The organism is Nonomuraea coxensis DSM 45129 (assembly GCF_019397265.1).
GTDB lineage: Bacteria > Actinomycetota > Actinomycetes > Streptosporangiales > Streptosporangiaceae > Nonomuraea > Nonomuraea coxensis.
Window position 1 is genome coordinate 1,312,926 of record NZ_CP068985.1, and the last position, 14,330, is coordinate 1,327,255.

At 73.0% G+C, this 14,330-nt stretch carries 9 protein-coding genes; 7 read left to right on the forward strand and 2 right to left on the reverse strand.

All coding sequences use genetic code 11. From position 1 onward, the window contains the following. Positions 1–8: 8 nt before the first annotated feature. The gene (locus tag Nocox_RS06570) at positions 9–2,186 is read left to right on the forward strand and encodes an acyl-CoA dehydrogenase family protein (protein ID WP_020541444.1); all 2,178 of its coding nucleotides are present in this window, start codon (positions 9–11) and stop codon (positions 2,184–2,186) included. A 10-nt stretch (positions 2,187–2,196) separates the two neighbouring features. Here the strand turns inward: Nocox_RS06570 and Nocox_RS06575 are convergent, their stop codons facing one another. After that, on the reverse strand, positions 2,197–4,065 hold the full coding sequence (locus Nocox_RS06575) for a hypothetical protein (protein ID WP_157382854.1): 1,869 nt from the start codon (positions 4,063–4,065) through the stop codon (positions 2,197–2,199). 41 nt (positions 4,066–4,106) lie between these two features. Between Nocox_RS06575 and Nocox_RS06580 the strand changes: the two genes are divergently transcribed. The 5 genes from Nocox_RS06580 to Nocox_RS06595 all read left to right on the forward strand — a co-directional run bounded on the left by Nocox_RS06580 (position 4,107) and on the right by Nocox_RS06595 (position 12,034). Further along, the gene (locus Nocox_RS06580) at positions 4,107–5,645 is read left to right on the forward strand and encodes an MmpA family trehalose lipid delivery protein (RefSeq protein ID WP_020541446.1); all 1,539 of its coding nucleotides are present in this window, start codon (positions 4,107–4,109) and stop codon (positions 5,643–5,645) included. A 103-nt stretch (positions 5,646–5,748) separates the two neighbouring features. After that, entirely contained in the window at positions 5,749–5,883 is a 135-nt protein-coding gene (locus Nocox_RS43645; protein ID WP_020541447.1) for a hypothetical protein, read from the forward strand. A 12-nt stretch (positions 5,884–5,895) separates the two neighbouring features. After that, on the forward strand, positions 5,896–6,717 hold the full coding sequence (locus tag Nocox_RS06585; RefSeq protein ID WP_084685370.1) for a glycosyltransferase: 822 nt from the start codon (positions 5,896–5,898) through the stop codon (positions 6,715–6,717). Then, on the forward strand, positions 6,714–7,841 hold the full coding sequence (locus tag Nocox_RS06590; protein WP_020541449.1) for a glycosyltransferase family 4 protein: 1,128 nt from the start codon (positions 6,714–6,716) through the stop codon (positions 7,839–7,841). Before Nocox_RS06585 ends, Nocox_RS06590 begins: the two co-directional genes overlap by 4 nt. Beyond that, entirely contained in the window at positions 7,838–12,034 is a 4,197-nt protein-coding gene (locus Nocox_RS06595; protein ID WP_020541450.1) for an alpha-(1->3)-arabinofuranosyltransferase domain-containing protein, read from the forward strand. Before Nocox_RS06590 ends, Nocox_RS06595 begins: the two co-directional genes overlap by 4 nt. Here the strand turns inward: Nocox_RS06595 and Nocox_RS06600 are convergent. Continuing rightward, entirely contained in the window at positions 11,955–13,100 is a 1,146-nt protein-coding gene (locus tag Nocox_RS06600; RefSeq protein ID WP_020541451.1) for an acyltransferase family protein, read from the reverse strand. The genes Nocox_RS06595 and Nocox_RS06600 overlap by 80 nt on opposite strands. Before the next feature lie 167 nt (positions 13,101–13,267). Between Nocox_RS06600 and pgfA the strand changes: the two genes are divergently transcribed. Then, complete coding sequence (gene pgfA / locus Nocox_RS06605) at positions 13,268–14,188, forward strand: cell envelope lipid trafficking protein PgfA (RefSeq protein ID WP_020541452.1); 921 nt, start codon at positions 13,268–13,270, stop codon at positions 14,186–14,188. Positions 14,189–14,330 lie beyond the last annotated feature (142 nt).

Here is a 14,330-nt window from a genome sequence, read left to right on the forward strand (position 1 = left end):
GATGAGCGATGGCGATCGGATTGAGCGAGGAGCACGAGGCGCTCCACGAGTCGGTGAGCGGCTGGGCCAAGCGGAACATCACCAGCGAGCTCCTGCGAGCCGGCGCCGAGGGACGCCCGCCGTTCTGGTCCGGCCTGGCCGAGCAGGGCCTGCTCGGCCTCCACCTGCCCGAGGAGTCGGGCGGCTCCGGCTACGGCCTGCTGGAGGCCGCCGTCGCCGTCGAGGCGCTGGCCGAGCGCATGGCGCCGGGGCCGTACGTGCCGACCGTGCTGGCGAGCGCGGTCATCCACGCCAGCAAGCGCCACGAGCTGCTGGAGCGGCTCGCCGACGGCACGCTGACCGCCGCCGTCGCCCTGACCGGCGCGCTCACCGGCACCCGCGCCGAGGACGGCTCGCTGACCGTCTCCGGCGCCGTCGAGCCGGTGCTCGCCGGCGCGCAGGCCGACGTGCTCGTGCTGCCGGTGGCCACGCCCGACGGCGAGCAGTGGATCGCGCTGGACGCCTCCGCCGCGACCGTCACCGAGCAGAAGTCGCTCGACCTGACCCGCGCGGTGGCCAAGGTCGAGGTGGCCGAGACCGTCGTGCCCGCCGACCGGGTGCTGGAGGGCGTCGAGAGCGCCGAGGTGCGCCAGCTCGCGGCCGTCCTGCTCGGCGCGGAGGCCGCCGGCCTCGCCTCCTGGTGCGTCACGGCCGCCGCCGACTACGCCAAGGTCCGCGTGCAGTTCGGCCGTCCGATCGGCCAGTTCCAGGGCATCAAGCACAAGCTGTCGCGCATGCTGGTCGCCTTGGAGCAGGCCCGCGCCACCGTCTGGGACGCCACCCGCGCCGACGGCAAGGAGCGCGCCTACGCCGCCGCCGTCGCCGGCGTGATGGCCCCCGACGCCGCCGTGCAGTGCGCGAAGGACGCCATCCAGACCTTCGGCGGCATCGGCTACACCTTCGAGCACGACGTGCACCTCTACTACCGCCGCGCGCTCACCCTGCGCGCCCTGCTCGGCTCGTCCGCCGACTGGGCCGCCGAGGTCACCGCGCTGGCGCTCCAGGGCGTCACCCGGGAGATGGAGCTCGACCTGCCCGAGGACGCCGAGGCGCTGCGCGAGTCGATCCGGGCCGAGATCGCGGAGATCGCCCGGCTCGAAGGCAAGGAGCAGAAGCGGGCCCTCGCCGAGCGCGGCTTCGTCATGCCGCACCTGCCCCGCCCCTGGGGCCGCGACGCCAAGCCGCTGGAGCAGGTGCTCATCGCGCAGGAGCTCAAGGCAGCCAAGGTACGCCTGCCCGCCCTCATCATCGGCGCCTGGGTCGTGCCGTCCATCGCCGTGTACGGCACGCAGGAGCAGCAGGAGCGCTTCCTGCCGAAGACGCTCAGCGGCGAGATGATCTGGTGCCAGCTCTTCTCCGAGCCGGGCGCGGGCTCCGACCTCGCCTCGCTGCAGATGAAGGCCGAGAAGGTCGAGGGCGGCTGGAAGCTCAACGGCCAGAAGATCTGGACGTCGGTCGCCCACGTGGCCGAGTGGGGCATCTGCATCGCCCGCAACTCCAGCGAGGGCTCCAAGCACGAGGGCATCACGTACTTCCTGGTCGACATGAAGGGCCCCGGCGTCACCGTGCGCCCGCTGACCGAGATGACCGGCGAGAACCTGTTCAACGAGGTCTTCCTCGACGACGTGTTCGTCCCGGACGACCTGGTCGTGGGCGAGGTCGGCGAGGGCTGGAAGGTGGCGCGCAACACGCTGTCCAACGAGCGCGTGTCGCTGTCGTCCGGCTCGGGCGGCACCGGCTCGTCGGTGCCCGACCTGCTCGGCCTGGTGGGCAGGCTCGGCCGCGAGCTGACGCCGGTCGAGGCGCAGCGGGTGGCCGAGGTCGTCTGCGAGGGCCACTCGATCAACGCGCTGTCGCTGCGGGTCACGCTCAAGCAGCTCGCCGGCACCGAGCCGGGCGCGGACGCCTCCGTGCGCAAGCTGCTGTCCACCTCGCACGCCCAGCACGTCTCGGAGACCGCCGTCGAACTGCTCGGCGCCGCCGCGACCGCCGCCGCTGACATGAAGCTGGGCGACGCGGGCTACTGGAACCGGGCCGTGCTCGCCACCCGCGCCATGACGATCTACGGCGGCACCACCGAGGTGCAGCTCAACATCATCGCCGAGCGCATGCTCGGCCTGCCCAGGGACCCCGAGCCCGGCAAGTGACGGCCCGGGGCTAGCGCTCCACCGGCTGCGGCGGGACGGCGGCGGCCGTCTCGTCCGCGGCCGGCACGCCGACCCTGATCTCGCCCACGCACGTGGTGCCGCCGCCGACCGTGCGCAGGGCGAGCTCGGGGGCGCCGCCGTCGAGCGTGGCGTACGTGATGCCGAGGTTCGCGCCGGCGGGCACCGACGTCCTGGCGAGGCCCATCCGCACCTCCAGGGTGGTGGCCTCGCCGTTCAGGTAGGAGATCTGGACGACCTGCTCGCCACCCGCCGGCGGGGCCGGGACCGGGAAGCGCACCTCCGCCGCGCCGACCGGGCGGCACGCGGCGCCCGCCGGGATCGTGCTGCCCGCGAGGCGCAGCGGGCGCAGCCGTCCCCGGGCGTCGAAGATCCGCGGGACGCTCATCGGCCCGGCGAGCCGGCGTGTCCACGTGACGTGGTGGCGGGCGGCCGGGTCGACGACCTTCGAGTGGCGGGCGTAGTCGTAGAAGAACAGCGGGAACGTCACCTTCTCCGGCACGTACGTGTCCAGCACGACCGTGCCCGCGGGCATCCGTGCCAGCGCCGCCTCGGCGGTCTCCACGTAGCTCTTGACGTTGCGGCCGAGCGGCCGGTCGGCGTAGGCGGCGACCGACCAGACCGAGCCCACCGCCATCACGGCGGCGACCGGCGCCCAGGCCAGGCGCAGGCGGCCGGCGGGCCGGAGCCAGGGCCGCCGCTCGCCCGCCACGGGGATGAACGCCAGCCCGATGACGATCGCCACGACCACGGCGGTCGAGGAGAGGTAGCGCAGCTCGTACCCGCTGAGGTCGGGACCGAGCAGCTCGATCCTGCCGAGCATGATCGGCGCGACGTCCGCCAGCAGGAAGTAGCCGAGCAGCGTCGCCCACGCGAGCCAGGCCCGCCGTCGCAGGCGCACCGACACCGCCACGGCGGCGACGGCCACGGCGAGGCTCGCCCACATCAGCGGGGCGGGGGTGGCGGCCAGCGCGTAGTCCTCGCCGATCGGCTGCCACCGCCAGGGCCCGCCGAGCGAGGTGGGGATCAGCGAGCCGGTCAGCAGCGTCCAGACCGACTTCGCGGCCACCTCGGCGCTCGGCAGCGAGATGGGCGAGGTCTGCCGGGTGAGCTGCACGGTCGTGAGGAGCTGGTGCAGGAAGAGCACCGCGTACGGCACCAGCACGGCCAGGTAGAGCGCCCACACCCGGAGCAGCCGCCGCGCCCCGCCGAGCCAGCCGAGGGTCAGCACGAAGGCGAGCACCGGGATGAACGGCGCCTTGACGAAGAAGACCATCCCGAACGCCGTCCAGGCCGCCGCCGCGACCGCGTGCCGGAAGCGGCCGGTGCGCACGCAGAGCACGTGCGAGGTGAGCGCCATCGGCAGCGCGATCTGGAACGGCAGCGTCTCGGCCACCACCGCCCACCACGACAGCCCGGAGATCGTCATCGGGGTGACGAGGGCGAACCCGAGCGGCACCAGGATCGCCGGACGCGGCCCGAACAGCACCCGGAGCAGCCGCAGCAGCGCCAGCCCTGCCGCCGCCTGGAGGCCGAGGGTGAGCACGTGCGCGAGCACGTCGTTGTGGCCGCCGAGCCGCCCGAGCGCCCAGTGGATCGCGAACGCGCCCGGCATCAGGTGGCCGTAGTCCACCCGCATGAGGTAGTCCCAGGTGAACCCGTTCTCCAGGCCCCTCGCGAGGAACATGAAGTCGTCCTGGCGGAAGTACGTCCTGTTGACCAGGCCGGCCTTCCACACCAGTTGCACGGCCACCATGACCAGCCCGGCCGCGAGCACGGCGTCGCCGCCGCGCAGCCACGGGCGTCCCCCGGCGGTCGCCACGCTCTCCATCACCCCGTCCTCCCGGCGCAACTCAACCATGTAGGGACATAGTGGTGGAAGTGCTGTGATGTCATAGCCGCATGTCGCAGACGACCCGAGCCGGGCTCGCCGCCGCCCTCCTCGGGCTGGCGCTCGGCTGCCTCGCCCTCGGACCCGGGCTGGGGTGGGGGTTCGTGCTGCTGCACGACATGGTGTTCGTGCCGGACCCGGTGTTCTCGGCCTGGACGTTCGGGCTGGCGGGCGGCGCGGCGCGGGTGGTGCCCAGCGACGCCGTAGTGACCGCGCTGGCCCAGGTGCTGCCCGCCGAGCTGGTACAGAAGCTGATCCTGCTCGGGATCTTCGTCCTGGGGTGCGCGGGGGCGGCGCTGCTGCCGCCGTCGGCCTCGCTCGGGCCGCGGCTGGTGGCCGGGGCGTTCTACGTGTGGAACCCGTACGTGGCCGAGCGGCTGCTCATCGGGCAGTGGGCGCTGTTGCTCGGGTACGCGGGGCTGCCGTGGGTGGTGCGGGCCGTGTGGTCGGGGCGGCGGCGCGCGGTCGCGGTCCTGCCGGCCGCGGTGGGCGGCTTCGCCGCGATGACGGTCACCGCGCTCACGGCCCTCCCTGTCGCCCTGGCCCGCCGCCGGTGGCGTGAGCTGGTCGTCACCGCCGCGGTGCTGGCCGCGTTCAGCCTGCCGTGGCTCGCGGCGACCGCGCTGCGGCCCGAGGGGCTGGCGGGCGATCCGGTGGGGATCGGAGCGTTCGCGGCGCGGGCCGACACGCCGTTCGGCTCGGTGGGGAGCCTGCTGTCGCTCGGCGGGATCTGGAACGCCCGCGCCGTGCCGCCCGGCTACGAGACCTGGCCGGGCGCGGTGGCGCGGCTGCTGCTGGTGGTCGCGGGGGTCGTCGCCTTCCTGCGTTCCGATCTGCCGTTCCGCCGCGGGCTCGCCGGGGCGGCGCTCGCCGGGCTGGCCGTGGCCTGCGTCGGGGTGAGCGAGCCGGGGCGGCTGGCGTACGAGCAGGTGGTGGGCTGGTGGGCCGGGTTCGCGGTGTTCAGGGACGCGCAGCAGTTCGTCGCGCCGCTGGCGCTGGTGGCCGCCCTCGGCCTCGGGGCGCTCACGGAGAGCGTGGCGGGACGCAGGGCGTGGGTGGGGGCGATGGCCCTCGTGCCGGTGGCCGTGCTGCCCACGCTGTCCTGGGGCGCGCTGGGGACGCTGGACGCGGTGGCGTACCCGTCGAGCTGGAGCGCCGCCCGCGCGGTCATCGCGCGCGACCCGGAGCCCGGCGACGTGCTGGTGCTGCCCTTCGAGTCCTACCGGCGCCACCCCTGGAACGGCGGCCGCCCGGTGCTCGACCCCGCGCAGCGCTTCTTCGCCGTGCCGGGCCGCCGGGTGGTCACGAACGACGCCGTACGGGTCGGCGATCTCGTCGTGGGCAGTGAGGACCCCCGGGCCCGCGAACTAGAACACGTACTAGGAGGGCCGTCGCCCGACCTGCCGGGAGCCGGGATCCGCTACGTGATAGTCAACGCGGGGACAGTTGAAGAGCGGGCACGCTTTGACGTATGGCTACGCAGAGCACACGTTCTGGTCCACGACCGTGACCTGCGGTTGTACCGGGTCGAGGGTCCGGTAGGTCGCTGAGCAGGTATTTTGTTAAGATTTCGTCTAGCTACTTCCGAGTAGCAAGAATTGGTTCTAAGTTGGGTGCGGCCCGCTCTCAACTGCCCGCCCAGGAGGAAGTCCCGTGATCAAGGCCCTCTTAGCAGCGATCATCGGCGTCGCCGTGGCGGCCCTCGTGGCGACGGTCACCACGGTCTCCTTCACCGGTTCCACGGCCACGCCGGTCAACCAACCGCTCTACAACTACGGCGACCGGTAAGGCCGGATCAGCATGCCGCCCTCTCCGCAAGGGGACGGCGGGCAGAGCCGACCACCACTGCTTGAGATCGTCGTTCCCGCGTACAACGAGGAACGGCGACTTCCCGGGGGGCTCCTGCAGCTGTGCGCGAAGCTTGCCCGCATGCCGTTCCCGGCTGCCGTCATAGTCGTCGACAACAACAGCACGGACCGCACCGCGGAGATCGTCGAGAACTGGCCGGCCGGGCCCGTACCGGTCCGGCTCATCCCCTGCCCGGTCCGGGGCAAGGGTGCCGCCGTGCGAGCCGGGCTGCTGGAGACCGGTGCCCCGTTCGTCGGGTTCTGCGACGCCGACATGGCGACCGACCTGGACGCCATCGAGGCGGCGCTCGGCCTGCTGCTGTCCGGTGAGCGCGTGGTGATCGGCTCCCGCGGCCACGAGAGCTCCGTCGTGGAGAACCGCCACAGCAGGGTCCGCGAACTGGGCGCCACCTGGTTCCGGGCACTGGCCGGCACGCTCGTGCCGGGGGTGAGCGACACCCAGTGCGGCTTCAAGTTCTTCGACGGCGTGCTCGCCCGCGAGGTCGCCGCGCTGCTCCGCACGCCCGGCTTCGCCTTCGACGTCGAGCTGCTCGCGCGCTGCACGGCGGACGGCTCGGAGGTGCACGAGATCCCCGTGCGCTGGCTGGACGTGCCGGGGTCGCGGTTCTCGCCGGCCCGGCACACCTTCGGCATCGTGCTGGAGATGGGACGCATCTGGCTGCGGCTGCGCCTGAGGCCGCGCGCCAGGCTGCGCCACGCCATGCACCCGGCCTGGGAGCCCCCGGCCGCCCCTGACCCCGTCGGATCTCCGTGAAGATCGCCTTCGTCAACTGGCGTGACCCCTGGCATCCCCAGGCGGGCGGCGCCGAGACGTTCGCCTGGGAGCTGGCCCGCCGCCTCGCGAGGGCGGGCCACCAGGTGTGGTTCGTCACGGCGCGGGCGCCCGGCCAGCGCGGGAAGGAGGTCGTCGAGGGCGTGCGCTTCGCCCGCATGGGCGCGACGTTCACCGTCTACCCGCTGGTGCTGGCCTGGCTGCTGGTCAGGCGCGGGCGCTTCGACGCGGTGCTCGACTGCCAGAACGGCATCCCGTTCTTCACCCCGTGGGTGGTGCGGCGGCGGACGAAGGTGGTCTGCGTCGTGCACCACGTGCACGACCGGCAGTTCGGCGTGCACCTGCCGGGCTGGCTGGCCGCCGTCGGGCGGTTCCTGGAGGGTCCGGTGTCGCGGTGGAGCTACCGGCGGCGCCCCAGCGTGGCCGTGTCGCCGTCCACGGAGCTCGCCATGCGCGAGCGGCTGGGCTGGAAGGGGCCCATCCACATCGTCCCGAACGGGGTCAGCGTCGCCGACCCCGGCGACGTCGCGCGGAGCGCCGAGCCCCGGCTGGTCTGCCTCGGGCGGCTGGTCGCGCACAAGCGCGTGCACCTGCTCCTCGACGCCGTCGCCGAGCTGCGGCGGCACCGGCCGGACCTCCAGGTGGACGTCATCGGCCGGGGGCCCGAGGAGGAGCGGCTGCGCGCGCGGCTCCCCGAGGGCGTCACCCTGCACGGCTACCTGCCCGAGCGGGACAAGAGCCGGCTGGTCGCGCGGGCCTGGTTGCACGTCAGCGCCTCGCAGGGCGAGGGGTGGGGGCTCAGCGTGCTGGAGGCGGCGGCGCTCGGGGTGCCGACCGTGGCCTTCGACGTGGACGGGCTCCGCGACGCGGTACGGCCGGGCGAGACCGGGTGGCTCCTGCCGGAGGGTGCCGACGGCACCGGGCTGGCCAAGGGCATTGCCGGAGCACTCGACGAGGTGGACGAAACTTATTCCGTGAAATGTCGGGAATGGGCTGACCGATTCTCCTGGGACCGCAGCGCCGAACGGCTCCTCGCCGTGCTGGAGGGCCGCGCCCCAGGCGAGCGTTCCTCCGACCTCGGTGAGTGGGCCGGGGAGGAGCGGTGAGCCGGCCGCCGGCCACCGACAAGCTGGTCTGGGGCCGCCCCGGCACCGGCCGCCCCGGCACCGGCCGCCCCGGCACCGGCCGCCCCGGCACCGGCCGCCCCGGCTCCGGGACCGCCGGCCCCAAGGCGGGCGCGCGTCCGCTGGGGGAGCGGGCGTGGCGGCGGTGGTGGCTGGTGATCTGCTGCCTCGGCTTCTCCCTGCTGGCGTTCACCACCAAGCCGGGCCACCTGATCTCCGACACCAAGATGGACCTCGCGCTCAACCCCGTCGGCTGGCTGGAGCGCGCCGCGCACCTGTGGGACCTGCAGCACTTCGGCCAGCTCCAGAACCAGGTGGCGGGCTACATCTTCCCCATGGGCCCGTTCTTCGCCCTCGGCGACCTCGCAGGGACGGCCCCCTGGGTGACGCAGCGGCTCTGGCTCACGCTGCTCATGTGCGTGGCCTTCCTCGGCGTGGAACGGCTGATGGGGCAGCTCGGCGTCGGCACGCCGGGCACCAGGATCGCCGGGGCCCTGGCGTACGCGCTGGCCCCGCGCACGCTGTCGATCCTCGGCGAGATCTCCATCGAGTGGCTGCCCGCCGCGATGCTGCCGTGGATCGTCGTCCCGCTGCTCACGGCCTCGGAGACGGGCCAGCGGGCGCGCGGGGCGATCAGGTCGGCGCTCGCGGTGGCGCTGTGCGGCGGCGTGAACGCGGTGGCGGTGCTGGCCGTGCTCGTGGCCCCGGTGCTCTACATCCTGACCCGGCCGCGCCCGGTGCCGCGCTGGCGGCTGCTCGGCTGGTGGAGCGCCGCCGTCGCGGTCGCCACCCTCTTCTGGTGGCTGCCGCTGCTGCTGGTCGGCCGGTACGCCTTCTCGTTCCTGCCGTACACCGAGACCGCCGCCACCACCACCCAGGTCACCTCGCTCACGAACGTCCTGCGCGGCGCCTCCGACTGGGTGCGCTACCTGCCGGTCAACGGCGTCTTCGAGCAGCCGCCCGGCTTCGCTATCGCCACCTCGGCCACGATGGTCGTGGTCACCGGCCTGCTGGCCGCGTTCGGCCTGGCCGGGCTGGCCCGCCGGGACCTGCCCGCGAAGGGGTTCGTGCTGGCGCTGTTCGTGGTGGGCGTGGCCGCGCTGGTCGCCGGGCACATCAGCGCGCTGGAGCCGATCACCGCCGAGCCGGTCCGCTGGCTGCTGGACGGGCCGCTCGCGCCGCTGCGCAACCTGCGCAAGTTCGACCCGCTGGTCCGGCTGGCGCTCGCCTTCGGCCTGGCGCACCTGCTGGCGCGGGCCCGGCTGCCGCTCCGCACGCTGGCCGCCGTGGCCGCCGCCGCGCTCGTGCTGCCCGTCTTCAACCAGGGCCTCGCCGCGCCGGGCGACTTCGAGGACGTGCCGCCGTACTGGCGGGAGGCCGCGTCCTGGCTGGACGAGAACGCCGGCGACGACGGCGTGCTGCTCGTGCCGGGCGCCAAGTTCGCCGAGTACGTCTGGGGCCGCCCCATGGACGAGCCCCTGCAGGCGCTGACCACGGCCCGCTGGACCACCCGGCGGATCGAGCCGCCGGGATCGGTCGGCCTGACCCGGCTGCTCGACGTCATCGACCAGCGCCTGGCCGCCGGCCACGGCTCGGCCGGCGTGACGGCGGTGCTGCGCCGCCTCGGCGTGCGCTACCTGCTGGTACGCAACGACCTCATGCGGCAGAACCTCCAGGGCGCCTGGCCGTCGCGGATCTACGAGGCGCTGCGCGAGACGCCCGGCGTCAAGCTCGTACGCTCCTTCGGCGAGCCCGTCGGCGACCGGCAGAGCGACGACGCCCAGCACTCGCTGGACCCGGCGTTCCCCGCGCTCGACCTGTACGAGGTGTCCGGCGCGGCCGACCTGGTGTCCGTGCAGTCGGCCGCCGACGCGCTGGCCGTGCGCGGCGGGCCCGACGCGCTGCTCGCGATGGGCGATCTCGGGCTGCTCGGCGACGGCCCGGTGCTGGTCGGCGGCGACGCGGGCAAGCGCGAGCTGCCCACTGTCGTCAGCGACGCGCTGCGGCTGCGCGAGCGCTCGTTCGGCGAGCTGCGCTCGAACCAGTCGCCCACGCTCACCGCCGACCACAAGGCCGACTTCGCCGGCGTACGCGCGCTGGACCTGCTGGAGGACGGCTGGCTGGACGACACCGCGACGGCCGAGTACCACGGGATCTCCGGCGTCACGGCCTCCTCCTCGATCGCCGACCCCGACGCCGTCGCGGGCAGCGGCGACCCGAGCCGGGGCCCGTGGGCGGCCCTGGACGGCAACGTCGCCACCGGCTGGGAGAGCAGCGGCACCAGCCGCCCCGAAGGGCAGTGGCTGCGCGTGGACCTGCCGGCGCAGCGGCGGATCGGGCAGATCCAGGTCATGTTCGGCTCCGGCTTCCTGCTCGGCCAGTCCGTGACGCGGGTGGCCGTCGAGACCGACGCGGGGAGCCTGGTCCAGGACGTTCGCGACACCACCGACCCGCAGACGCTGCGGGTGCCCGAGGGCCCGGCGACCTGGCTGCGGATCAAGGTCGTCGCGACCGGCTCGGAGCGGTGGAGCTACGGCCAGCGGGTCGGCGTCGTCGAGCTGTCGATCCCCGGCGTCGTGGCCGAGCGCACGATCCGGCTGCCCGGCGCGGGCGGCGACGCCTACGTCATGGACCAGGGGCTCGACGCCCGGTCCGCCTGCATGCGCAACCAGGTGCGGTGGGTGTGCAACGACGCGGTGCTGACCCGGCGGAGCGAGGAGACCGGCTTCGACCGCACGTTCACGGCCCCGGCCCAGGAGACGGTGAACGTGCGCGGCACGGCCGTGCTCAAGGACTCCACGCTGGCCGACCGCTACACCCGCGTCAGCACCGGGCTCACCCAGGTGACCGGCTCGTCCCAGCTCACCGACGACCCGGTGGTCTCGCCGCGCTCGGCGTTCGACGGCGACGCGAGCACCACCTGGATGCCGGCCGCCGAGGACACCCAGCCGACGCTCACGCTCACCTGGAAGGGCGAGAAGACGATCTCGCGGATCAAGCTGGGCCGCCCGGCCGGCGACCGCATGCAGCCGCTCGACGTGGTCGTCACCGGCGACAACGGCATCGCCCGCGCCGGCCGGGTGGACCAGGAGGGGAACCTCACCTTCCGGCCGCTGCGCACGACCGAGCTCAAGCTGCGCTTCACGCCCTACTCCAAGCGGCTGCAGCTCACCGAGCTGGTCGTGCCGGGCCTCGACCCGGTGACCCGGCCCGCCGACATCCCGCTGCGGCTGCCCTGCGGCTTCGGCCCGACCGTCGAGGTGAACGGCACGTCCATCGCGACCAAGGTCGCCGGCACCCACGCCGACCTGCTGGAGAAGCGGCCCGTACGGATCCAGGGCTGCGCGCGGGCCGAGCTGAAGGCCGGGGACAACCGGGTGCGGGTGGCCGGATGGGACACCTTCGCGATCGACGACCTGGTCGTCGGCCGGCTGCCGGACGAGCCGCGCGGCGTCGAGGGCGCGGCGGTGCGCGGGATCTGGACGGCCGCCGAGCGCGAGGTCAAGGTGAGCGCCCCCAAGGACGCCTTCCTCGTCGTCAACGAGAACTACAACGCCGGCTGGCGGGCCAGGGTGGACGGGCAGACGCTGCGGCCGGTGCGCGTGGACGGCTGGAAGCAGGCGTGGGAGCTGCCCGCGGGCACGGCGGGGACCGTGCGGTTGGAGTACGTGCCGGACCGCGCCTACGGGCTGGCGCTGGCGTACGGGATGGCGGGGATCGCGCTGCTCGCCCTCGGCGCGCTGGTGCTGCGCGGGCCGCGTCCCGAGCACGTACGCGAGACCGCACCGGCCGGGGCGGCGCGGCTGTCGCGGCTGCGGGCCCCGTACGCGGTCGTGCTGGGCCTGGCGTTCGGCGGCTGGGTGGCGAGCTGGCAGGGCGCGCTGGCGGTGCTGGCGGCGATGCTGGTGACGTTCGCGCTGCGGGCCGGAGGGCTGCCCGCGCACTGGCTGTCAGCCGGGCTGTTCGGCGTGGCGACGGCGTCGCTGGCGGTCCACCTGGTGCTGCGCGAGCAGGGGATCGACCTCGCGGTGCTGGCCGACCACGTGCCTCAACTGCTGTCGTCGGCGGCGGTCGGGGCGTTGTTCGGCCGGCACGTCACCCGGCCGGCGCGGCCGGCGCCGCCTCCCGGGCTGCCGGCCGAGGAGCAGGTGCTGGCCGGCGCCGGCTCAGCCTGAGAGCGGTGGCCTCGACGAGATGGTAGCTCCCCACGCTGAGCAGCAGCGTCACGATGAACGACATCACGGCCACGCTCGGGAAGTCGCCCTGGAACGGCTGCGCGCCGGTGAGCTTGAGCTGCAACGTGATCACCGGCGCGTGCCAGAGGAAGAAGCTGTAGGAGATGCGGCCGAAGTAGGCGACGACCGGGTTGCCGAGCACCCGGTGGCGCAGCGAGTCCGCGCGTGGCGCCAGCGCGAACGGCGCGACGAGCAGCACCGACACCGCCGCCTCCAGGCTCACCCTGAGCAGCGACTCGCCGAGGGTGGGCAGCGTGAGCGTGCGCGGGCCGGCGAGGCCGGTGCTCAGCACCGCGTACAGCAGGAAGGCCAGCACGAGGAGCTGCGGCGCGAGCGCGTCGACGATCCGGCTCTCCTTGAGCCACACCGACAGCACCGCCATCGCCATGCCGCAGGCGAAGAAGACCAGGTGGTACGGCAGCCAGAGCCCGATCTCCGGCCGGTCGGTGAGCCGGGCCACGACGATGGAGGCCACGGAGACCAGCGGCAGCAGGCCGATGCCGGTCAGCAGCCGCACCGGCCGGTTCCCGCGCCGCGCCCACCGGTCGAGCGCCCAGGCGAGCAGCGGCAGCGTGACGTAGAAGGCCATCTCGATGGGCAGCGTCCACATCTGGTAGAGGCCGTCGGGGGTGGGTTCGCCGGGGAAGTAGTTCTGGAGCAGGAGCAGCCACTTGACCCAGCCGGTCCAGTCGAGGCCGCCCCACGCCCAGAGCGCCAGCGCGGTCACCAGCCAGTAGACCGGCATGACGCGCAGCACCCGCCGCCACAGGTACGCGACGGGCCGGGGGCGGTCGGTGTCCTCGATCGCCGCGCGCGCCCAGGGGCGGTAAAGGAGCAGGCCGGACAGCAGGAAGAAGATGGGGACGGCGATGCCGAGGCGCGCCATCAGCCAGGCGTACATGCCCTCGCGGTACATCACGCCGGTGTTGCTCCCGACGTGCAGCAGCCACACGCCGAGGGCGGCGCACGCGCGGATGCCGTCGAGGGCCGCGTCCCTGTTCTTCATCCCTGCTCCCACCTTCGCGGATCGGCCGCCGGAACCACGATAGAACTTGTTTCTATCGATTTGGTGACGGAGGCAGGCGCGGCGGTGACGCGCACCACCCCCTGTCATACTTTGTTGCTCGACGATCTGACCTGATGACAACACGTTCTACAAATGCGGAGGCCTCGATGGGTCGTATCTCCACGCTCGTCCTCATCGGGTTCGGAGCTTTCTTCATCGCACTGGCCCCGTTGGTGAAATTCTGGGCGGCCGAGAAGATCATCTCCGCGCCGGCGAACCAGTTCGGCATCTCCCACCTGGAGGCCAAGCAGGCGCAGTACTTCTCCCTCCAGGACCTGAAGGTCCTCACCGGCGACCTCGACATCATCGTCACCACGCGCGGCGACGTGAAGGAGGCCAACTCCGACCGGGTCGTCTGGGACGAGGCCACGGTCGTCAACGACGTGACCAACAGCCGCCCGCAGATCGACCTGTCCGAGCGGCGCAGCGCCTTCAACCGCTACACCGGCGTCGCGGTCAACTGCTGCGGCTCCAGCGTGGACAAGGCTCCGGTGCAGCTCGAGGGCCAGATCTACAAGTGGCCGTTCGACGTGGAGAAGAAGACGTACAAGGTCTTCAACGCGCAGGCGCAGAAGGCCTTCGACGCCACCTTCGTCCGCGAGGACAACGTCAACGGCCTGCCGGTGTACGTCTTCGAGCAGGCCGTCCCGCCGACCAAGACCGAGACCCGCACCGCCCCCGCCAACGTGCTCGGCATGACGGACACCACCGGTGACGTGCAGGTCGACCGCTGGTACGACGGCAAGACCACCTTCTGGATCGAGCCCGTCACCGGCTCGCCCGTCAAGCAGGAGGTGCAGCGGCACGAGGTGCTGAAGACCCAGGACGGCGTGGAGCGCTCGGCGGCCTTCATCGGCACCGCCGTGATGACCGACGAGACCGTCTCCGGCCTGGTCAAGAACGCCCAGGAGGGCAAGAGCCAGATCAACCTGCTGCGGAACGTCATCCCGCTGGTGGTGCTCATCGTGGGTGTGGCGCTGGTGCTGGCCGGCGTGGTGCTGGGCCGCCGCCGCCCGGCCACCGCGTGAAAAAACGCGTTATTTGAAGGCCCGCCGAAAGGCGGGCCTTTTTCTTTTCCGGGATTTCAACTAGAACCTGTTATAGGCAGAGGTTACTGACCAGTACCGACGAAAGGTTCTAGTGTAGAACACGTTGCAGTTCGCGTTGTGG